The sequence below is a fragment of the Prevotella pallens ATCC 700821 genome, from assembly GCF_000220255.1.
In the GTDB taxonomy this organism is placed as follows: Bacteria; Bacteroidota; Bacteroidia; order Bacteroidales; family Bacteroidaceae; genus Prevotella; species Prevotella pallens.
This window is the reverse complement of sequence record NZ_GL982514.1, coordinates 513818-531310: the sequence shown is the minus strand read 5'-3', so window position 1 is coordinate 531310 and position 17493 is coordinate 513818. Positions and strand designations below refer to the sequence as shown.

The 17493-nt window shown below is 39.1% G+C and carries 11 protein-coding genes; 1 reads left to right on the top strand and 10 read right to left on the bottom strand.

Going from position 1 to position 17493, the window contains the following annotated elements; translation table 11 throughout:
* Nucleotides 1-5 precede the first annotated feature (5 nt).
* Nucleotides 6-2585, top strand: a complete 2580-nt coding sequence (locus HMPREF9144_RS11395; protein WP_006046234.1) for a fimbrillin family protein — start codon at nt 6-8, stop codon at nt 2583-2585.
* A gap of 312 nt (nt 2586-2897) precedes the next feature.
* Here HMPREF9144_RS11395 and HMPREF9144_RS11390 read toward each other — a convergent pair whose 3' ends face one another.
* From HMPREF9144_RS11390 to HMPREF9144_RS11345, 10 genes are all read right to left on the bottom strand, one after another.
* Nucleotides 2898-5021 carry a S46 family peptidase gene (locus HMPREF9144_RS11390; RefSeq protein WP_006046233.1) on the bottom strand — a complete coding sequence of 708 codons (2124 nt, stop codon included), beginning with the start codon at nt 5019-5021 and terminating at the stop codon, nt 2898-2900.
* Nucleotides 5022-5059: 38 nt separating this feature from the next.
* Nucleotides 5060-6553: an oligosaccharide flippase family protein gene (locus HMPREF9144_RS11385; RefSeq protein WP_006046232.1), complete on the bottom strand. Its 1494-nt coding sequence runs from the start codon at nt 6551-6553 to the stop codon at nt 5060-5062.
* 16 nt (nt 6554-6569) lie between these two features.
* Nucleotides 6570-7796: a spore maturation protein gene (locus HMPREF9144_RS11380; protein WP_006046231.1), complete on the bottom strand. Its 1227-nt coding sequence runs from the start codon at nt 7794-7796 to the stop codon at nt 6570-6572.
* Between the two features lie 454 nt (nt 7797-8250).
* Nucleotides 8251-8508: a hypothetical protein gene (locus HMPREF9144_RS11375; protein ID WP_006046230.1), complete on the bottom strand. Its 258-nt coding sequence runs from the start codon at nt 8506-8508 to the stop codon at nt 8251-8253.
* Nucleotides 8509-9250: 742 nt separating this feature from the next.
* Nucleotides 9251-11293, bottom strand: coding sequence for a transcription termination factor Rho (gene rho, locus HMPREF9144_RS11370; RefSeq protein ID WP_006046228.1), 2043 nt, complete (start codon nt 11291-11293; stop codon nt 9251-9253).
* A 157-nt stretch (nt 11294-11450) separates the two neighbouring features.
* On the bottom strand, nt 11451-12494 hold the full coding sequence (locus tag HMPREF9144_RS11365) for a DHH family phosphoesterase (RefSeq protein WP_006046227.1): 1044 nt from the start codon (nt 12492-12494) through the stop codon (nt 11451-11453).
* 76 nt (nt 12495-12570) lie between these two features.
* Nucleotides 12571-13482, bottom strand: a complete 912-nt coding sequence (locus tag HMPREF9144_RS11360; protein ID WP_006046226.1) for a glycosyltransferase family protein — start codon at nt 13480-13482, stop codon at nt 12571-12573.
* Nucleotides 13483-14184: 702 nt separating this feature from the next.
* Nucleotides 14185-15591, bottom strand: a complete 1407-nt coding sequence (tilS, locus tag HMPREF9144_RS11355; protein WP_006046224.1) for a tRNA lysidine(34) synthetase TilS — start codon at nt 15589-15591, stop codon at nt 14185-14187.
* Nucleotides 15581-16792 carry a class I SAM-dependent rRNA methyltransferase gene (locus tag HMPREF9144_RS11350; RefSeq protein WP_006046223.1) on the bottom strand — a complete coding sequence of 404 codons (1212 nt, stop codon included), beginning with the start codon at nt 16790-16792 and terminating at the stop codon, nt 15581-15583. Before HMPREF9144_RS11350 ends, tilS begins: the two co-directional genes overlap by 11 nt.
* Before the next feature lie 2 nt (nt 16793-16794).
* Nucleotides 16795-17478, bottom strand: a complete 684-nt coding sequence (locus HMPREF9144_RS11345) for a 3'-5' exonuclease (RefSeq protein WP_006046221.1) — start codon at nt 17476-17478, stop codon at nt 16795-16797.
* Nucleotides 17479-17493 lie beyond the last annotated feature (15 nt).

Below are 17493 nucleotides of genomic sequence, written 5' to 3'. Positions count from 1 at the left end.
GAAATATGAAAGTAAACAATCTAAAAGTTTCTGTTATGGTTGGTTTCGTTGGCTTAACATCGTTTTTGGTAACATCTTGTACCGATGATGATACGCCCAATACACCAAGTGCAACCACAGATGGTATTAGCTTTAGTGTGAACGATGTACAAGCGGTTAAAAACGAACCATCGTTACAAATGACGAAGGCACCACAAGTATACGAAACACAAACAACACCACTTTTGGGCAGAGATGCCGAAGGGTTGCAACTTGTAGAAACAACAGTGGAGGGAGTGAACCCTATATACTATCCGGCAGAATCGCGCGGAACAATAACAACGAAAGACAACTTTGCTACCATAAATAAACCCTTCACTATATTTGCATGTAAAAACGGCAGCACTACAGCCAACTATCTTTACGGGCAAGAAGTGAATGCAGATGGCACAATGAAAAACGCTGTGAAATGGCGTAAAAGCGAAGCCGCAGGGTTAAAATTCTATGCAGTGCACCCAGCACCAACAGTAAGCAACATTACAACCACATCGGGACAAAACCCTATTATAAAGTTTAGCCCAGATGCCGATGCAAAGAAACAAACCGACCTGCTTGTGGCTGCAACAGATAACTATAACTACGACGACTATGTGAATACGAAAATACCAATTACTTTCAATCACGCAACAACAGCCATCTTTTTTAAAGTGGGCAACGACTTGTCGTATAACAGAAAGGTAACAAAAATAGAAATACTAAACGTTATTGGCGAAGGAACATACGACATTGCACAAAAAAAGTGGACACTGGGAACAACCAAAAAGAGCTATGCCTTGACATTGGCACAACCATTCTCAACAGCAGTTCAGCCAGGTGCAACAATGAACGGAGGCGATGGTATCTTCTTTATGATTCCACAAACCTTGCCAACCGATGCACAAGTAAAAATATCTTTTGAGAGTGGCGACCCCGTTATTGCTAAAATTGGCGGTAAAGACAAAAATGGACACGACAAAGTATGGGCTGAAGGAACTACAAAAACTTATACCATATCAAACAGTAAGGCTGTAGACGATAGAGAGTATATATTTACTGTTACACCAAATGCAATTAATAAAGAATATAACGAAACAGATGTTCCTTTCACCGTACAGAGTTATAGACACTTGAAAGAAGCCCCCACTTCTCGTGATAAAGGAGTGGCATGGACGATAAAGAAATATGAATATAGCGAAGACGGTTCTCATTGGACAGAAGGTAGACCATCGATGGTTGCTTCTATTAACGACCACGGAGAAGGTGGCACGTCAGGACAAGCTTGTAACCTTACCCTAACAAACGAATATAAAGATTATAAAGCATTAAGAGAAGCAGAACTTAAGGCAGCACAAGAAGTAACAACAAGAAAAGACCTCTCTATAGATGCTAATGGAATTAAGAACACAGCCAACTGCTATATAGTTTCTGCAGGTGGTAAATATAAATTCCCATTGGTTTATGGTAATGCTATAAAGAATGGTGCAACAAATAACGATGCTTTTAAACCAAATGTAGTAAATAGCAATGCTATTAAGTGTTTTGTTGGTGGAGCAGGTGATATTACTAAACCCGAAATAGAAAATGCAGAAAATGCAGAATTGTTGTGGTGTAGTGAACCAAATCTTGTAACTGTTGAGGGTATAAGTGGTGGCTTTGTAGAATTTAGTGTTGATAAAACTAAGATGAAAGAGGCAAGTGCCGTTATTACAGTTAAAACAGGTGTTAGTGCAGGAGAAACAGTTTTGTGGAGTTGGCATATATGGATTACATCAAAAGACGTAGCCAATACAAGCTCTGGCTATTTTATGCTTGAACCATTAGGCTTTCGCCATACAATATGGGGTGGTACAACGTATCAAACAGACCGTAAAGTAAGAATAACATTTGAACAAGCTGTGAGCGGTAAAACTGCACAAATCACAATTACACAGAAGCCAAAAGAACTAGAAAATGTAGGTGTATCAATGTTCTACCAACAAGGGCGTAAAGACCCATTGTGGTGGCAATCACCATTTAGATGTCAAACGCCTGGTAATGATAAAGGTTTCACATTGCGACAAGCCTCTATGTTTCCAGAGCGAATGGCTGCCGCTCGCAATATAAGTAATCATTCTTCTAGTAAAGGTAATTGGGATTGGACATTTGACGCAGGTAAAGATAATACCTTCTTTAATTTGTGGGATGCAAAGAATACAACAGGCTATGGGTATAATGGTACATTTATTAAGACTGTTTACGACCCAAGTCCTGCTGGTTTCCATGTTCCCCGTGCAAGCGACTTCTCAAAAATAACAGATGGTAACAATGGTAAACCGGCTACAGTTACAAAGATAGGATATCTCGCTCCAGATTACTGGTCTAATGGTATTGTACAGTATAATCGCGGTTATTTCTGGTCTACAGAAAAGAGAGTAGGGGATATTGGTTCTAAATATGGTTATTATGGTGTTCATGCTTTATCTAGACGTCCAGAAACAAATTTCTTTGGAGTAAAGGATACAGGAGCATCAGATACATTTATATCTAACTGCTCGTATGGTTTTAGTGTTATTTCCGTAAAGGAATAACTATTATATATTAGCAAGAGCCATATTGCTATATGTATAAGATGTATGTGTGTGTACATATAGGGTATGGTTCTTGTTTTAACCATAGCACTAAGTATTTGTGTTTTTCTATTTTATAATATGTAAGAATGCTTAATATAAGGTGGACAACAAAAAGAAGAGTGTGCTATTTAAAACAAAACCCCAAAAGTTATTTCGTATAACTCTTGGGGTTTAATGTTACATTGATATTATATTTTGGTCTGATGACCAATTTGGTTTTAATATATTTATTTCTAAATATGCAATGTCTTTATGTTGTATTAGTTTTGTTTATTTAGCATTTATCTCCTTAATTAAACGGTCGGCGTGTCCCCATTTATCCATCATGAAGAGTACAAAGCGAATGTCTACACCAATACAACGAGCCAATTCACGATCGAAGTTAATACCAGAGCTTAGACTATCCCAATTTCCATCGAAAGCAAGACCAATAAGTTCGCCTTTGCCGTTAAACATTGGTGAACCAGAGTTACCACCTGTAATATCGTTATTAGTGAGGAAACAGAGTTGCAATTGTCCAGAAGTCTTGTCAGCGTATGGTCCGTAATCGTTAGACGAGAGTAGCTTCATCATAATAGGTTCAGCCTTATAGTCAGCCACTTTATTTGCTTGTTTGAATTTCTCTACAATGCTTTCGGCTGTTGTATAGTAGCCACTGTTGAAACCACCAATCTTATATCCACCTACCTGACCATAGCTAAGACGCATTGTGAAATTGGCATCGCTATAATGTGGGAGGTCCATTTCCATTTGTAGTTTCGCCTCGGTGAGTTTCTTCTCTTGTGCTTTTATTTCTCCACGCAACTGTAGTGCTTTGGTTTGAACGGCTTTATAAACATTCACCAGTTCTTCTCCTACTACTACACCAGGGTCTTTCAAGAACTTCTTACGGTCGTTAGGATAAAACTTCTCACCATTTTTCAGCAGTTTACTGTTTTTGTAAAGCCAGTCGGTATATTTGTAGAAATTACCTCCAAACTTCTTTGCTACAGTTTGAAAGAATGCAGGGTGATATTCAGCAGGCACCACTTTCGCATAGTTCTCTAACATTGCAGCAGTTAGTTCCTTATCTAATGCGTAGTTCCACTTGTCGCTATTGTCGGCAAACTCTACGTATTGAGCCTTTGGATTATTTGCAGAACCTTTTAAAGGCATATTTGTTCCAACATTTGTAGCGCGTGTAAAGAACTCTGTTGTACGGTTGAATGCTTCTGACCAATAGCTTATAACCTTAATAAGCGGACGGTTCTGTGCATATAGTTGCTCTAGTTTATTGAAGTCAACATCTATTGAAGCATCTTTCTTTGGCTGTGTTGCCAACCAATTTCTAATTTTTCCTTCGTATTCAGCTTTTTGTCGGATAAGTCCAATAGAATCTATACACTTATTCATACCCATAGAGTTCTTCCAATAGTTAGCAGAACCTGCATATTTTGACTCATACTGAATGCGCACTTTTTGGTCGGCATCCATATACTTCTTCATAATAGCCAGTTTTATATCTCTGCTCTCTACGCGTGCCGTATTCTCTATGTCGCGGCGTTGCTGAATGCCGTACGATGAGAGATAACGGTTGGTTGTGCCTGGATAGCCAATAGTCATAGCGAAGTCTTTATCCTTATAGCCTTGCATACTTACGGGTGCGAAGTGTTCTGGGTGATATGGCACATTATCTTTAGAGTAGGGTGCAGGTCCGTTAGTCTTAGGGTCGGCATATATTCTGAATACTGAGAAGTCGCAAGTCTGACGTGGCCACATCCAGTTATCAGTGTCTCCACCAAATTTACCCATACTCTTTGGTACGGTAAATACAAGGCGAACATCGGTAAAGTCTTGATATGTGGTAGCATAATATTTATTTCCCTCGTAGAATGGTGCTACCTCTATGTGTAAAGTCTTATCTATTTTTTTGATAGAATCGTTTAAAACGTTCTCCACAGAGTCTATTATTTCTCCTTGTTGTTTTAACGATTTGTTTACAATTAGTGGAGCAATGCGACTAGTGATGTCGTCTTGGGCACGCATAAACGATACGAAAGTATCTTTGTTAGGTAGCTCTTCGGCAAAACTTTTGGCATAAAAACCATCGCGCATATAGTCGTGCTCTACAGTAGAGTGAGCATTGATGGCACCAAAACCGCAGTGATGGTTTGTGAAAACTAACCCATCTGGCGATACTACTACACCTGAACAGAAGCCAGAGAAGTTTACTACATAGTTGCTTATAGCGTTTGGACTGTTGTAAAGTCTATCGCATGGCAACGAGAAACCATAGTCTACCATCTGCGTATAAACGGCTTCGGGTAGATTGAAAAGCGTCCACATACCTTCATCTGCCTTAGAAGCAGTGCTCATTGCAAGCATACTGGCAAGGACTAGAGTTGATTTTTTCATAATTTATTAATAATATGGTAAATATGTTTTGGTTATTCTTACTTTCTAAACCGTTTTCCTATAATGGGGAGTTTGCTTAATGGAAAGTCGCGTTTTACTATGATGCCCACAAAAACCAGTATTAAAGCTGTGTTTACAACCAGTGCAAGCAACGATGGTATATATTTGTTAGAGGCTGTAATGGCTGCAAACAAAGCCAATGCCACCACTACATAGAATAGAATTTCTTTTAATGGATAAGCTATAGGATAATATTTCTGTCCGAAATAGTAGCTTATTATCATACTTACGGCATACGAGACAAATCCTGCCCATGCGCAAGCCCAATAGCTAAAACTTGGTATTAGCAGAATGTTCATTGCAATAAGCACTACTGCACCTACACCAGAGAAATAGGCTCCCCATATTGTTCGGTCGGTAAGTTTATACCAGAAACTTAGGTTAAAGAAGATGCCAAACATTATTTCGGCTGCCATTACAATTGGAACAATCTCTAATCCGTCCCAATAGCTGCGTCCCACTACATGGCGAAGCACGTCCATATATCCCATTACGGTGAGAAATGCTAACAAGGTGAATATGACATAAAATTTCATAGCCTTAGCGTAGGTGTCTTTATTGTCTCTGTCCTTCGACTTTCCAAACACAAATGGTTCGTAAGCGTAGCGAAAGGCTTGCGTAATCATCACCATTATCATTGCTATTTTTATGCATGCACCATATATGCCGAGCTGTGTTCGTGCCTCTTCGGCTGTTCCATTGTAAACGTATGGAAATATTATTTGCGATGCGCATTGGTTTAATTGTCCTGCCAAACCCATTATTAGCAGTGGAAAAGTGTAGCTAAGCATACGTTTACATGTGCTTTTATCGAAGCTGTAGCGTATGCCATAGAGTTCTTTCCAAAGCAAAAGCAAGGTAATGATGGTACAAATAAGGTTGATATAGAACACCCACACCACATCGAGTGTAAAGTGTGCATCGTATATGCCAAACAAATTAAGTTTCAAACCTGGTAATATAATAAGGTATAGCAAGTTTAAAACAATGTTTAAAGAGATGTTTAAGATTTTTAGTACGGCAAATTTTATAGGTCTGTGTTTACACCGTAAATAGGCAAAGGGTATGGCGGCAAATGCGTCGATGGCTACCGTCATATACATTATGGTTATGTATTCTGGGTGGTCGGCATAGCCTAAGAAATTTGCTATGGGCTGATTAAAGAGCAGAATTATTGCCATAAATATCACCGATGTTGTGCCAACCATTTTTAAGGTAGTGGCATACACCTTGTTTGGGTCTTCTCCTTCTTTGCTCATAAAGCGGAAGAAGGTAGTTTCCATACCGTATGTAAGCAGTACAATTAGTAGTGCTACATAAGCATACACATTGGTTATAATGCCGTATTGTCCACCTGCTGCATTAAATTTGGTGGTTTGTATGGGTACTAACAAATAGTTTACAAAGCGAGCAGCTATGCTACTAAGACCGTAAATAGCTGTATCTTTTGCTAATGATTTTAAATTTGCCATTTTGTTTTGTGTTCGTTTAGAAGAAAATGTAGCATATTCCTATTGCGGCAAGCACACCAGCGAGGTCTGCCAGTAGTCCGCAAGCCACTGCATGGCGTGTGTATCGTACACCAATGCTGCCAAAATAGACAGCCAATATATAGAATGTGGTATCTGTGGACCCTTGAAATATGCAGCTTAGCCTGCCTACGAATGAATCGGCGCCGTAGTGGTGCATGGTCTCCAGCATAAGTCCACGTGCACCGCTTCCCGACAGTGGTTTCATCATAGCGGTTGGCAGCGCGTCTACAAAAGTGGTGTCTATGTTGAATTGTTGCAGCGTCCATCTTATGCCATCTACACAAATGTCCATTGCGCCCGATGCTCTAAACACGCCAACAGCCACAAGTATTGCTACCAAATAGGGTATAATGCGTACAGCTGTGGCGAAACCTTCTTTTGCACCTTCTATAAAAGCATCGTAAACATTTATTTTTTTAAATAGTCCGGCACCAATAAAGCTGACTATTATGGACATTAGAATTAGATTAGAAACTACCGATGTAACAGTATTCATAGTGTTTTGGGGCATCTGCATAAGTCCCCATATAATGAAACCCACTGTTCCGAGTAGTCCGAAAATGGTGATAAACAACACTGGTTGAAAGATATTTATGCGTTGCCAGAGCGATGTTATTATAATTCCAACAAGTGTTGCTATGGTTGTTGCAAGCAAGATGGGTACAAAAACATCGGTGGGTTGGACGGCTTTGCAAGCACTTCGTACCGCCAGAATGCTGGTTGGAATAATGGTAAGCCCGCTTGTGTTCAGCACTAAAAACATTATCATGGGGTTGGTAGCCGTGTCTTTCTTTGTGTTTAGCTCTTGCATCTGTGCCATTGCCTTTAGTCCTGTGGGTGTAGCGGCATTGTCTAATCCCAACATATTAGATGCAATGTTCATAAAGATAGACCCCATAACAGGGTGATTCTTAGGAATATCGGGAAAGAGTTTGGTGAAAACCGGACTTAACATACGTGCCAACATATTCACCATACCAGCCTTCTCGCCGATTTTCATAATGCCAAGCCATAACGAGAGAACTCCTGTTAGCCCAAGTGATACTTGGAAAGCTGTCTTAGCTGAGTCGGAAGTAGCATCTACCATTTTCTGAAATAGTGTAGTATCGCCCATTATTAAGCCCACTATTCCAAAAGCAAAAGCTATAAGGAAAAATGCTATCCAAATATAATTTAATACCATACGTTTGTTGTCTGCACCGAGTTGATATTTGAAATACAAAAGTACGATAATTTACCGACACTTGCAAAATAAGTGATTAATTATGCTCTTGTTTTGCTAAAATTTGTGTTTTATGTAGTGTATAACCTTATTATATGCCTATGGTAGATGTGTGTGTTCAGTAAAAAGGCGATGGCTATATTGTAAGCTGTGCTTACTGTTTATGGTTCAATAGAATAGAGCTTCTAAAATGTATAAGAAAGTTTGCAGAATATAGTTGCCTTTGTTTTAGATATCTGTCGCTTTCGTTTTAGATATCTGTCGTGTTCGTTTTAGACGTCTGTGAGTTTCGTTTTAGACGTCTGTAATATTCGTTTCAGATATCATAGCAAATAAACGCTCATATAGTGCTATATTATAACACTTAAGATGTGTTTATTCAACTGAATATTTATATATTTCATTGTTATTTATGTTATTTAGATAGTGCATCAATCTCTTTTTCTATGGTGTGTAAATCGGTAACAATGGGGTCTGCATAATCGCTCGTAATATCTAAATAGGCTCTGGTTATTCCATAGATAGACTTTAGAGTTTTATTTTGATTATTATCTAACAACAGTTCTCTTGTTCTTTTCAATCTGGAAATAATCAAGCTTAATTTAGGCTCGCCCGATAGCCTATTCTCTAAAATAGCTATTACTTTATTTAATTTATCGGTTAAACTTTTCATTATGTTGCACATTTCTCTATGTGGTTCATCTCCACTTTTATAATATACTGTTGCAAAGATACGGATTATTAATGGGTTAGAAATATGTAATGCCTATTTAATTTTGCATAATAACAGTGTTATGGTTCTACATTTTAGTCTAAAAAGAAAGCCTCACCTGCTTCAAACAGCAAATGGGGCTCCACTCTAAAACAATAAAAATGTTTAGCCATAACAATTAACGTTCAAATACCTTGCAATGAATAAGCATATAGACAGCGAATGTGTTATTTGCTTATGTCTTCAAAGCTTTTGGCATTTAGAACTATCAATTTGTACTATCACTACTAATACTATTATGTGGCAAAGTTATCGCATTTTGCCGATAAAAATAGTAGCAATATTGCATAAGAATAGTTTTTCGGTTGTCAAACGTTTGCGCAGTAGGCTTGCTTAAACTCAAATTTGTCGGTAGAACCTAAACATATTGTGTTTTATTATTGAGTGGATTTTCTGCCTTTGCAATGCAGACACAGCAGGTTACGTCGATTAACAAAGGCAGAGGAGATATCAATAAGGAAATAAAAGATGTTAGGAAACAATGCATAATGGTACGAACTATAAATAATGAGACTAACGACTGATTCGGGTTAAACATTCTTCTATGTTGCAAGAAGAATATTATAGCACAGAAAGGATATGAAAAAAGCCACACCTTCACAGGTATGGCCTTTTCAGAAGTATTTATAAATGATTGATAGGTTTATCCATTCATTGATAAGAGGAACTCATTGTTGTCATGGGTTCGTAACATTCTATCGTGAATAGAGTTCATAGCCTCTATTGGATTCATATCTGCAATGTACTTACGGAGAATCCACATACGATCGATAGTAGTTTTATCCTGTAGCAAGTCGTCGCGACGAGTGCTCGAAGCAACCAGATTGACAGATGGGAAGATACGTTTGTTGCTGAGTGAACGGTCGAGTTGCAACTCCATATTACCAGTTCCTTTAAACTCTTCGAATATCACCTCATCCATCTTAGAACCTGTATCAATAAGTGCCGTTGCTATAATTGTGAGCGAACCGCCACCTTCTATATTGCGCGCTGCACCAAAAAAGCGTTTTGGTTTTTGTAGTGCGTTGGCATCAACACCACCTGTTAGTACCTTTCCAGAAGCAGGGGCTACTGTGTTATATGCTCGCGCAAGACGTGTAATAGAGTCAAGAAATATAACAACATCGTGGCCGCATTCCACCATTCGTTTTGCCTTCTCAAGCACAATTCCTGCAATTTTCACGTGGCGCTCTGCTGGCTCATCGAAGGTAGAAGCTATTACCTCTGCATTAACAGTGCGTGCCATATCGGTAACCTCTTCTGGGCGTTCGTCTATAAGTAGCATCATCAGATAGGCTTCTGGGTGATTTGCCGCTATAGCATTAGCAATATCTTTCATTAAGATAGTTTTACCCGTTTTTGGTTGTGCCACTATTAGCGCACGTTGTCCCTTACCAATAGGCGAGAAGAGGTCTACCACACGTGTAGAAAGATTTGTTGTGCGTGGGTCGCCACACAGTGTAAACTTCTCGTCAGGGAACAATGGTGTTAGATGTTCGAACGATACGCGATCTCTAACTTCCGATGGTGCACGACCATTTATCATATCTATAGATGTAAGAGGGAAATATTTCTCTCCTTCATGTGGTGGTCTAACGTGGCATTCCACTACATCGCTTGTCTTTAAACCATTTTGCTTAATTTGGTTTGCAGGCACATATACATCGTCAGGCGACGATAGGTAGTTATAGTCGCTAGATCTTAAGAAGCCATAACCATCGGGCATAACTTCTAATACGCCGTTAGCTTTAATTATATTGTTAAAGTCATAAGCGGGAGCATTGTCTTGGCGTGTTGCCGATTCGTTGTAATATGATGCTTGGTTGTTATCAGTAGGTATTGTTGGACGGTCGAACATATCGTACGATGGTACCATACCCTGGTCTTCAACCGGAATATCTACCACTGTAATAAAGTCTGTTCCATCTCCGGGGTCGCCTTCCCATACACCGTCTCGTCCCATATTTTCAGTATCTTCCATCTGCTCGTTGTGTGCATTTACCTTTGCTTGGAGCTGTTCGAGAAGATTCTCTGTAGTTTCGCTTTCGTTTGTTTCTCCGTTTTGCGATACGAATTCAGCTTCAGGAATCACCACATCATCTGTATTGTTAGCGGGAGTTTCTGTTTCAACAACCTCTTCTGTTGGCTTTGTTGTTGTTTCTGCTGCTGTTGTTTCAACAGGTGTTTCTGTAGAAGTTTCTGTTACAGTTTTGTTAGTTTCCTCTGCAGCACTTTCCTCTTTTACGCTACTCTTCGGAGTTTCTTCAACAGTAGTCTTTGCAGTTGTTGGTGTATCTTCTTTCTTCTTTCGTCCACGCTTTTTTGGAGCTTCTACCGGTTTCTTAATTTCTGCTTCTTGCTTTTCACTAGTTTGTGTGTCTGGTAAATCTTTAAACAAACCGGGTAATGTGTTGTTCTGCACTTTGTTTTTTTGTAGGTCGAAGTTTTCTCCTTCTTTTCCATGAACGGTATAAACCTTGTCGGAATCCTTCTTTGTTATCCTCGTACGCTTACGCTTTGTTGTTCCCATAGGGTGTGATATGCCGGCGTTTACTGCCTGCCTATCTAATATGGCATAGATGATAGCCTCTTTGTCGTCAGACTTTTTATAGTCCACCTCAAGGTCTTTGGCAATATTCTCCAATTCGGGAATATCCTTTTCTAAAAGTTCTTCTTTACTAAACATAAAGTATTTATGTATGGGTTATATCGAAATTTTGATATTGTGGAGATAAAGGTTTCAGAAGCGAAACCTTATGTTTTCAAATCGTCTGCAAAGGTAAGAGATTTATCTGGATATAACAAATGATTGACTATTTTTTTTGTATTGTATTTTAATTCTTTTATTTTCGTTTTAGTTCGTCTTGGAATGCGAGCAATGCTTTTAGCACTATTTGTTCGGCTTCAGCTATTGAGCAATAGAGTTTTCCGCCAGAAGCATCAGCGTGTCCGCCTCCGTTAAAGAACTGAACCGCCATTGGCTGACAGTGGAAACCGTTGCTTGAGCGTAGGCTAACCAATACGAGATTGTGGCGTTCGGTGTCTTCGCGTAGCGATATGCTTAGTTTCAGTCCTTTTATTTGTAGTGGTGAATTTACAACGCCTTCTAAATCGCCTTTTATAAAGTGGAAACGGTGCATATCTTCTTTTGTTACTATGAAATAAGATGCGTGCAATTCGTTTACCACCTTCATTTTATTGGCTATGATGTGTGCTCTAAAGCGTAGTGCATTAACCGAATAGTTATGAAAAACTCGGTTATATATGTTATCTTTATCAATGCCTTTCGATAGTAATTGTCCTATTACGAAGTATATTTCTGGACGTGTAGAGTTGTAGGTAAAGCCTCCTGTATCGGTCATCATACCACAATAAATGCACTGTGCACAGTCTTTTGTCATATCGTTGTATCCTCCCAGCTGGCTAATGATGTAGAATATCATTTCGCTTGTGCTAGACATGTTGGGTTGCGATATGGTTATAGCATTGTCTGTTTGTGGTTCTAAGTGATGATCAATGAGTATTCGCTTTGCTTTGCAGCCTTCGAGAGTGCTTCTCATTGCCTCTACACGTGCATATTGGTTAAAGTCTAAGCAACAAACAAGGTCGGCTCTATTGAATGTTTCTTGCACTTTTTCGGGGTTCTTGTCGTATCGTAGTACAGTGTTTGCTTCTGGCAACCATTGTAAGAAGTCGGGATATGCATCTGGCATACACACTGTTACATCTGTCTTTCCTATTTGATTAAGATACGATTTCCACGCTAATGAAGACCCTAAGGCATCTCCATCGGGCGATTTATGTGCACAAATAACGATGTGTTCGGCTTCGATTATAAGTTGTTGCAACTGTTTAGCTTCTGCATTGTCTAATAAATTAATATTCATCTGCCTTTATTTTCTTCTCATGTGTATGCTATTTCGATACTTGGGAGTATCGAAATAGCTTAAAGTAGCTTTGTGTTTAGAATAGCTTTTTGGGGTAGATACCTTCGTCTACTAGTTTTTTTATCCGTGCCACAACACCGTCTCTGTCTGCTGGATAGGTTACACCGAACCATGTGCTTGTGGTATCAAGCACGTCTACTGTGGCTGTTCCATCGTTAATAAGTTTGTTTACCATTATTGGAATGTAGTATTCAGACTTCTTATTTTCTATGTTCTTTGGGTTAGAAAGAAACTCTTTGAAATAGCTTTCGCTGTATTCGAAGTAGTCTGGCGTAAATCCCCACACGTTCATAGAGGTGGGTGTATTGTCTGGAACTGTGGTCCAACTACCATCTTCGTCCATATATTGCACTTTACCATCGCGACGTTCTATTTTTGTTCTTTCTACAACGGTGGTTAGGTGTCCCTGTTCGTTGGTGCTGCATAAGCCTCGCGACACTGTTCCATTTTCGCTAAGGGTGTTTCCAACACGAAATCCTACCATTGCATACTTGTTTTTTGAGCCTTCAGGAAGGTTAGCAAGAAACTTCCCAATCACCATAAATGCATCACGATTGTAGAAATCGTCGCAATTAATAACGCAGAAAGGTTCATGCACAACGGGTTTTGCCATAAGTACAGCGTGGTTGGTTCCCCATGGTTTTTCTCTTCCTTCGGGCACCGTAAAGCCTTCGGGCAGTGCATCAATGCTTTGGAATACGAGTTCTGCAGGTATATGCCCTTCGTATTTAGATAGCACTTTTTCACGGAATTGTGCTTCGAAATCCTTACGAATGATAAAAACGATTTTCCCAAAACCGGCTTTTATCGCATCGTATATAGAGTAATCCATGATGGTTTCGCCGTTTGGTCCTAATCCGTCTAGCTGCTTTAAGCCACCATAGCGGCTACCCATACCAGCTGCAAGAAGTAATAATGTTGGTTTCATTTCCTTTATGTGTTAATGATTTTCTACTCTGAAAATAATTTTATTAATATTGCAAAGGTACAAAAAAGTTTGGAAACTAATATATAATAAGGTGTAGAATATAAAATATTGTGGTTTACTGGAAGATTAAAAAGTAAGAATGTATGGTGCAGAAGGTGGTAGGGGGCTGTAGAGTATGTGGTTGTGTTTGGTAGAAAATGGGTAGGCAATTTATAAACTGTGTCTACTGACTACTTTGCAATATAATAAACTGTGTATTGTTATAGGAGAAATCTGTTAGATGTTTGTTGTGCTTGTTTTAGTCGTCTGTAACGTTCGTTTCAGATATCTGTCGTGTTCGTTTCAGATATCTGTCAGTATTGTTTTAGATATCTGTCAGAAATACCACCTTTATATGCCTATATTATTATACGTAAAAGATGCTGGTTCAACTAAATATTGAAGATGTTTGAATACTATTATATCAATGTGTTGGTTTAAGCGTTTTGTATATCTATTTGGATAGCAATATATTGCTTATAATCTGGTGTTATGGGTGTGGGGGTTGTTATATTCAGTTTTTCTTTCAAAGTGTTTTCGGCTATTTTCTGCTGTTCGCTTTTAGGCTCCAATTAGTTATGAGCTTGTTATTGAGGAATGTTGTCTGCGAAATATATTTCCAATGTTCTTGCTAATATATGGTTAATAGTTGCATTGTTATTACTACTTATTTGCTTCTTCTGCAGATATAAAACGAATGTGCAATGCTGTGGTTGTAGACTTGCTTATGCGGTATATATCGCTGGAACGACGTCCAACCACCCATATAATTTCTCCGTTTCCATCGACTAAAACAAGTTGTTGGCGTTTACTAATGGTGTCTATTTTAAGGTTGGTTAGATAGTCGCTAACGAGTTTAGTCCCCCTCATTCCAAAAGGGTGAAAGCGGTCTGCCACCTTAATACGACGCAGAGTGAGCGGAAAATGCACAGCGGCTTTGTCTACAACAATGTGGTTTGAATCTGTTGGAATAGCGAAATTGCTATCTACAATAGCTTCTTTTACTTCTATTTTATATTGCTCCGAGTAGACATATCTTCCCGTTTCGGGTATTCGTAATGTTTTTGGAACAGTTGTTTCGTGTCGCGATAAAAGCATCGTTTTTCTATCGAACAAAATGGTGTAACTATCTGCAATATATTCTTTTCCACTATTAGACGATAGCGAAGAAGCAATATTCTTTATCTGCAATGAAGTAAATCCGTAGGGAGTGAGTAAGAAAAACAAGAAATATTCGGGCGAAACATATTTTTGTAGTGCAGCTATGTTTATGCTAAGGTTGGGTAGTGTTTGTTCTGATGTGCCTTTCTGTAGCTGTGCAAACAACGTTTCGATATCTGTGTTTGTGGTGGAAACAATGTGTGGAAAAGCACTTCTTATAGAGTCATTAATAATTCTGTTTGCTTCGGTAAGGTGTTCCGACATTTTTGTTACGGCGTTATCGAACGATGGGTTAATCTCTTTCAGTTTTGGAATAACCTCTAATCGAAGCTTATTTCGTTTTACATCGGCAATAAGGTTAGTGCTGTCGGTAACAAAAGTCTGTTTTTTCGTGCTTAAATAATCTTCTATTTCTGCTTTAGAGCAACAGAGTAACGGTCTTATAATGTAGCCGTTAATGGGTTGAATACCCATCAACCCACGTAAGCCCGTACCTCTAACAAGATTTAATAAGACGGTTTCAACCGAGTCGTCGCAGTGGTGAGCAATGCAAACAGCATCGGCACTAATGTCGTGTCTCAGAGCTTCGAAATAGTTATAACGCAACGTGCGCGCTGCCATTTCTATGCTTACTTTATGTAATTTGGCATATTCTGCTGTATAAAAGTGTATTAGGTGCAGTTCTATATCGTTCTCTTTACATAGTTTTATGCAGAAGTCTTCGTCTCGTTGGCTCTCTTCTCCGCGCAAGTGGAAATTGCAATGCGCCGCTTCAACGTGAAAGCCTAATTCCTTTAAAATCAGTAACAGCGCTACACTGTCAGCCCCTCCAGACAGTCCAACTATATACCGACCATTTAAACGTAGTAGCTTGTGGGTGTTGATATATGTTTTTACCTTATTCAACATAGAGCACTAATCCCTTTAGATATTCTCCTTCGAGGTGATATATATTTATGGGGTGGTCGGCAGGCTGGTGTATTTGGTGCAATATTCTAACCTTTCTACCAGCTTGAGCAGCAGCAGTAAACACAGCCTGACGAAAGTTTTCCTTTGTTACAACCTGTGAGCAGCTGAATGTAAACAATATTCCACCCTTCTTAATACGTTCAAAACCCTTTACATTTAGGCGTGTATATCCACGCAATCCGTTCTTTAAGGCACTTCTATGTTTGGCGAAAGCAGGTGGATCGAGCACTATAAGGTCGTATTTTCCATCGTTATTGTCCAGATATTTAAAAGCATCTTCGCAGAACGCTTGATGTCTGTTATCGTTTGGAAAGTTCAACGCAATATTTTTATTGGTGAGTTCTATCGCCTTTGCCGAACTGTCTACAGAGTGTACCACCTTTGCACCTCCTCGCATAGCATATACAGAGAAACCTCCTGTATAGCAAAACATGTTCAGCACTGTGCGTCCTTTGGCATAGTGTTCTAATAAGCTACGGTTTTCGCGTTGGTCTATAAAGAAGCCCGTTTTTTGCCCTTTCAGCCAGTCTATATGAAATTTAAGTCCGTTTTCAACGGCTATATCGTTGTCGGTATTGCCGTAAATAAAGCCATTTTCTTGTCCTAATTCAGCCTTAAAGGGTAGGGTGGTTTCGCTTTTATAGTATATACTGTCAATTTTATCCCCCATAATGTTGCGCAATGCATCAGCAATTTCGTAGCGACTGACGTGCATTCCCACCGAGTGAGCCTGCATAACACACGTTGTTCCATATACATCAACAATCAATCCGGGGAGATTGTCGCCCTCTCCGTGTACTAAGCGATAAGTTGTATTTACAGTATTATGTTTATCGGTATCCACTTTTTCGGCAGGTCTAATAACGTCGATGGCTTCTCTAACTTCCATTGCCGCCTTTAAACGAGCTTGCCAAAAGTTGGCATTAATAGGCACATCGTGAAACGAGAGAATACGAACGCTGATAGAACCTATTTGAAAATGGCCCACTCCCATAAACTCTCCATCGTGCGTGTAAACTCTTACCAGTTCGCCTTCTTCTAATGGTTCGTCTGTTTTAAGTATGGCACCAGAGAATACCCATGGGTGCTGGCGTTGCAAACTCTCTTCTTTTCCTTTCTTTAAAACTATCTTCTTATACATCGCTACATATTTTTTTGTGTGTCATTAGTGCCACTTTCATCGATGTTTTTAGTAGTTTCAGGTTCATCTGTTGGCACTATTACGGTTTCGTAATTGTGTGTTTTATGAAGTTCTTCTAATCGTTCGTAAAGTTGAATGCACGTCCACGCATCTGTGGCAGCATATATTTTTTGCTGCTCTGTTAGTATGGGAGCCTCCCAATTGGATAATTGTTGTCGTTTGGTAATGCGTTCATGGAAAAGGTTTGCATATAATTTCTGTAAGCTAAGGTCTTCTATTCCAAATTCGCTTACAATGTTCTGCAAGTCAATAAAACGTCCAATCTTAAATTCGGCACGCTGATGTAGCATACTAAAATCGTCGTGTAAAGAGAGTCCTACTTTAAGAACAGTAGTATCTTCAAGCAGTCTAACTATACACGCAGGCATACCTATTAAGTTTAAACGAAATAAAAAACACACGTCTTTAGTGCTAACCTGTAAGAGTGCAACCTTATGATGTTGCCCTTTTTTAAATACTGGACGTGTTTCAGAATCGATACCAAGAATATCGGCAGATAGTAGAAAATCGACAGCCTTATTAGCCTCCGTCTCAGTAATCACTACTATTATTTTGCCTGGAAATGTTACCCTGGGCAGGTCAGAGATATTCTTCTTATCGAACTTATTATATAATTTAGTAACCATAATGTACTGTTTCGT

Coding starts and splice junctions, on each gene's coding strand:
- HMPREF9144_RS11350 (WP_006046223.1), bottom strand. CDS start 16,792: ATGTATAAGAAGATAGTTTTAAAGAAAGGAAAAGAAGAGAGTTTGCAA.
- HMPREF9144_RS11385 (WP_006046232.1), bottom strand. CDS start 6,553: ATGGCAAATTTAAAATCATTAGCAAAAGATACAGCTATTTACGGTCTT.
- tilS (WP_006046224.1), bottom strand. CDS start 15,591: ATGTTGAATAAGGTAAAAACATATATCAACACCCACAAGCTACTACGT.
- HMPREF9144_RS11345 (WP_006046221.1), bottom strand. CDS start 17,478: ATGGTTACTAAATTATATAATAAGTTCGATAAGAAGAATATCTCTGAC.
- HMPREF9144_RS11360 (WP_006046226.1), bottom strand. CDS start 13,482: ATGAAACCAACATTATTACTTCTTGCAGCTGGTATGGGTAGCCGCTAT.
- HMPREF9144_RS11395 (WP_006046234.1), top strand. CDS start 6: ATGAAAGTAAACAATCTAAAAGTTTCTGTTATGGTTGGTTTCGTTGGC.
- rho (WP_006046228.1), bottom strand. CDS start 11,293: ATGTTTAGTAAAGAAGAACTTTTAGAAAAGGATATTCCCGAATTGGAG.
- HMPREF9144_RS11375 (WP_006046230.1), bottom strand. CDS start 8,508: ATGAAAAGTTTAACCGATAAATTAAATAAAGTAATAGCTATTTTAGAG.
- HMPREF9144_RS11380 (WP_006046231.1), bottom strand. CDS start 7,796: ATGGTATTAAATTATATTTGGATAGCATTTTTCCTTATAGCTTTTGCT.
- HMPREF9144_RS11365 (WP_006046227.1), bottom strand. CDS start 12,494: ATGAATATTAATTTATTAGACAATGCAGAAGCTAAACAGTTGCAACAA.
- HMPREF9144_RS11390 (WP_006046233.1), bottom strand. CDS start 5,021: ATGAAAAAATCAACTCTAGTCCTTGCCAGTATGCTTGCAATGAGCACT.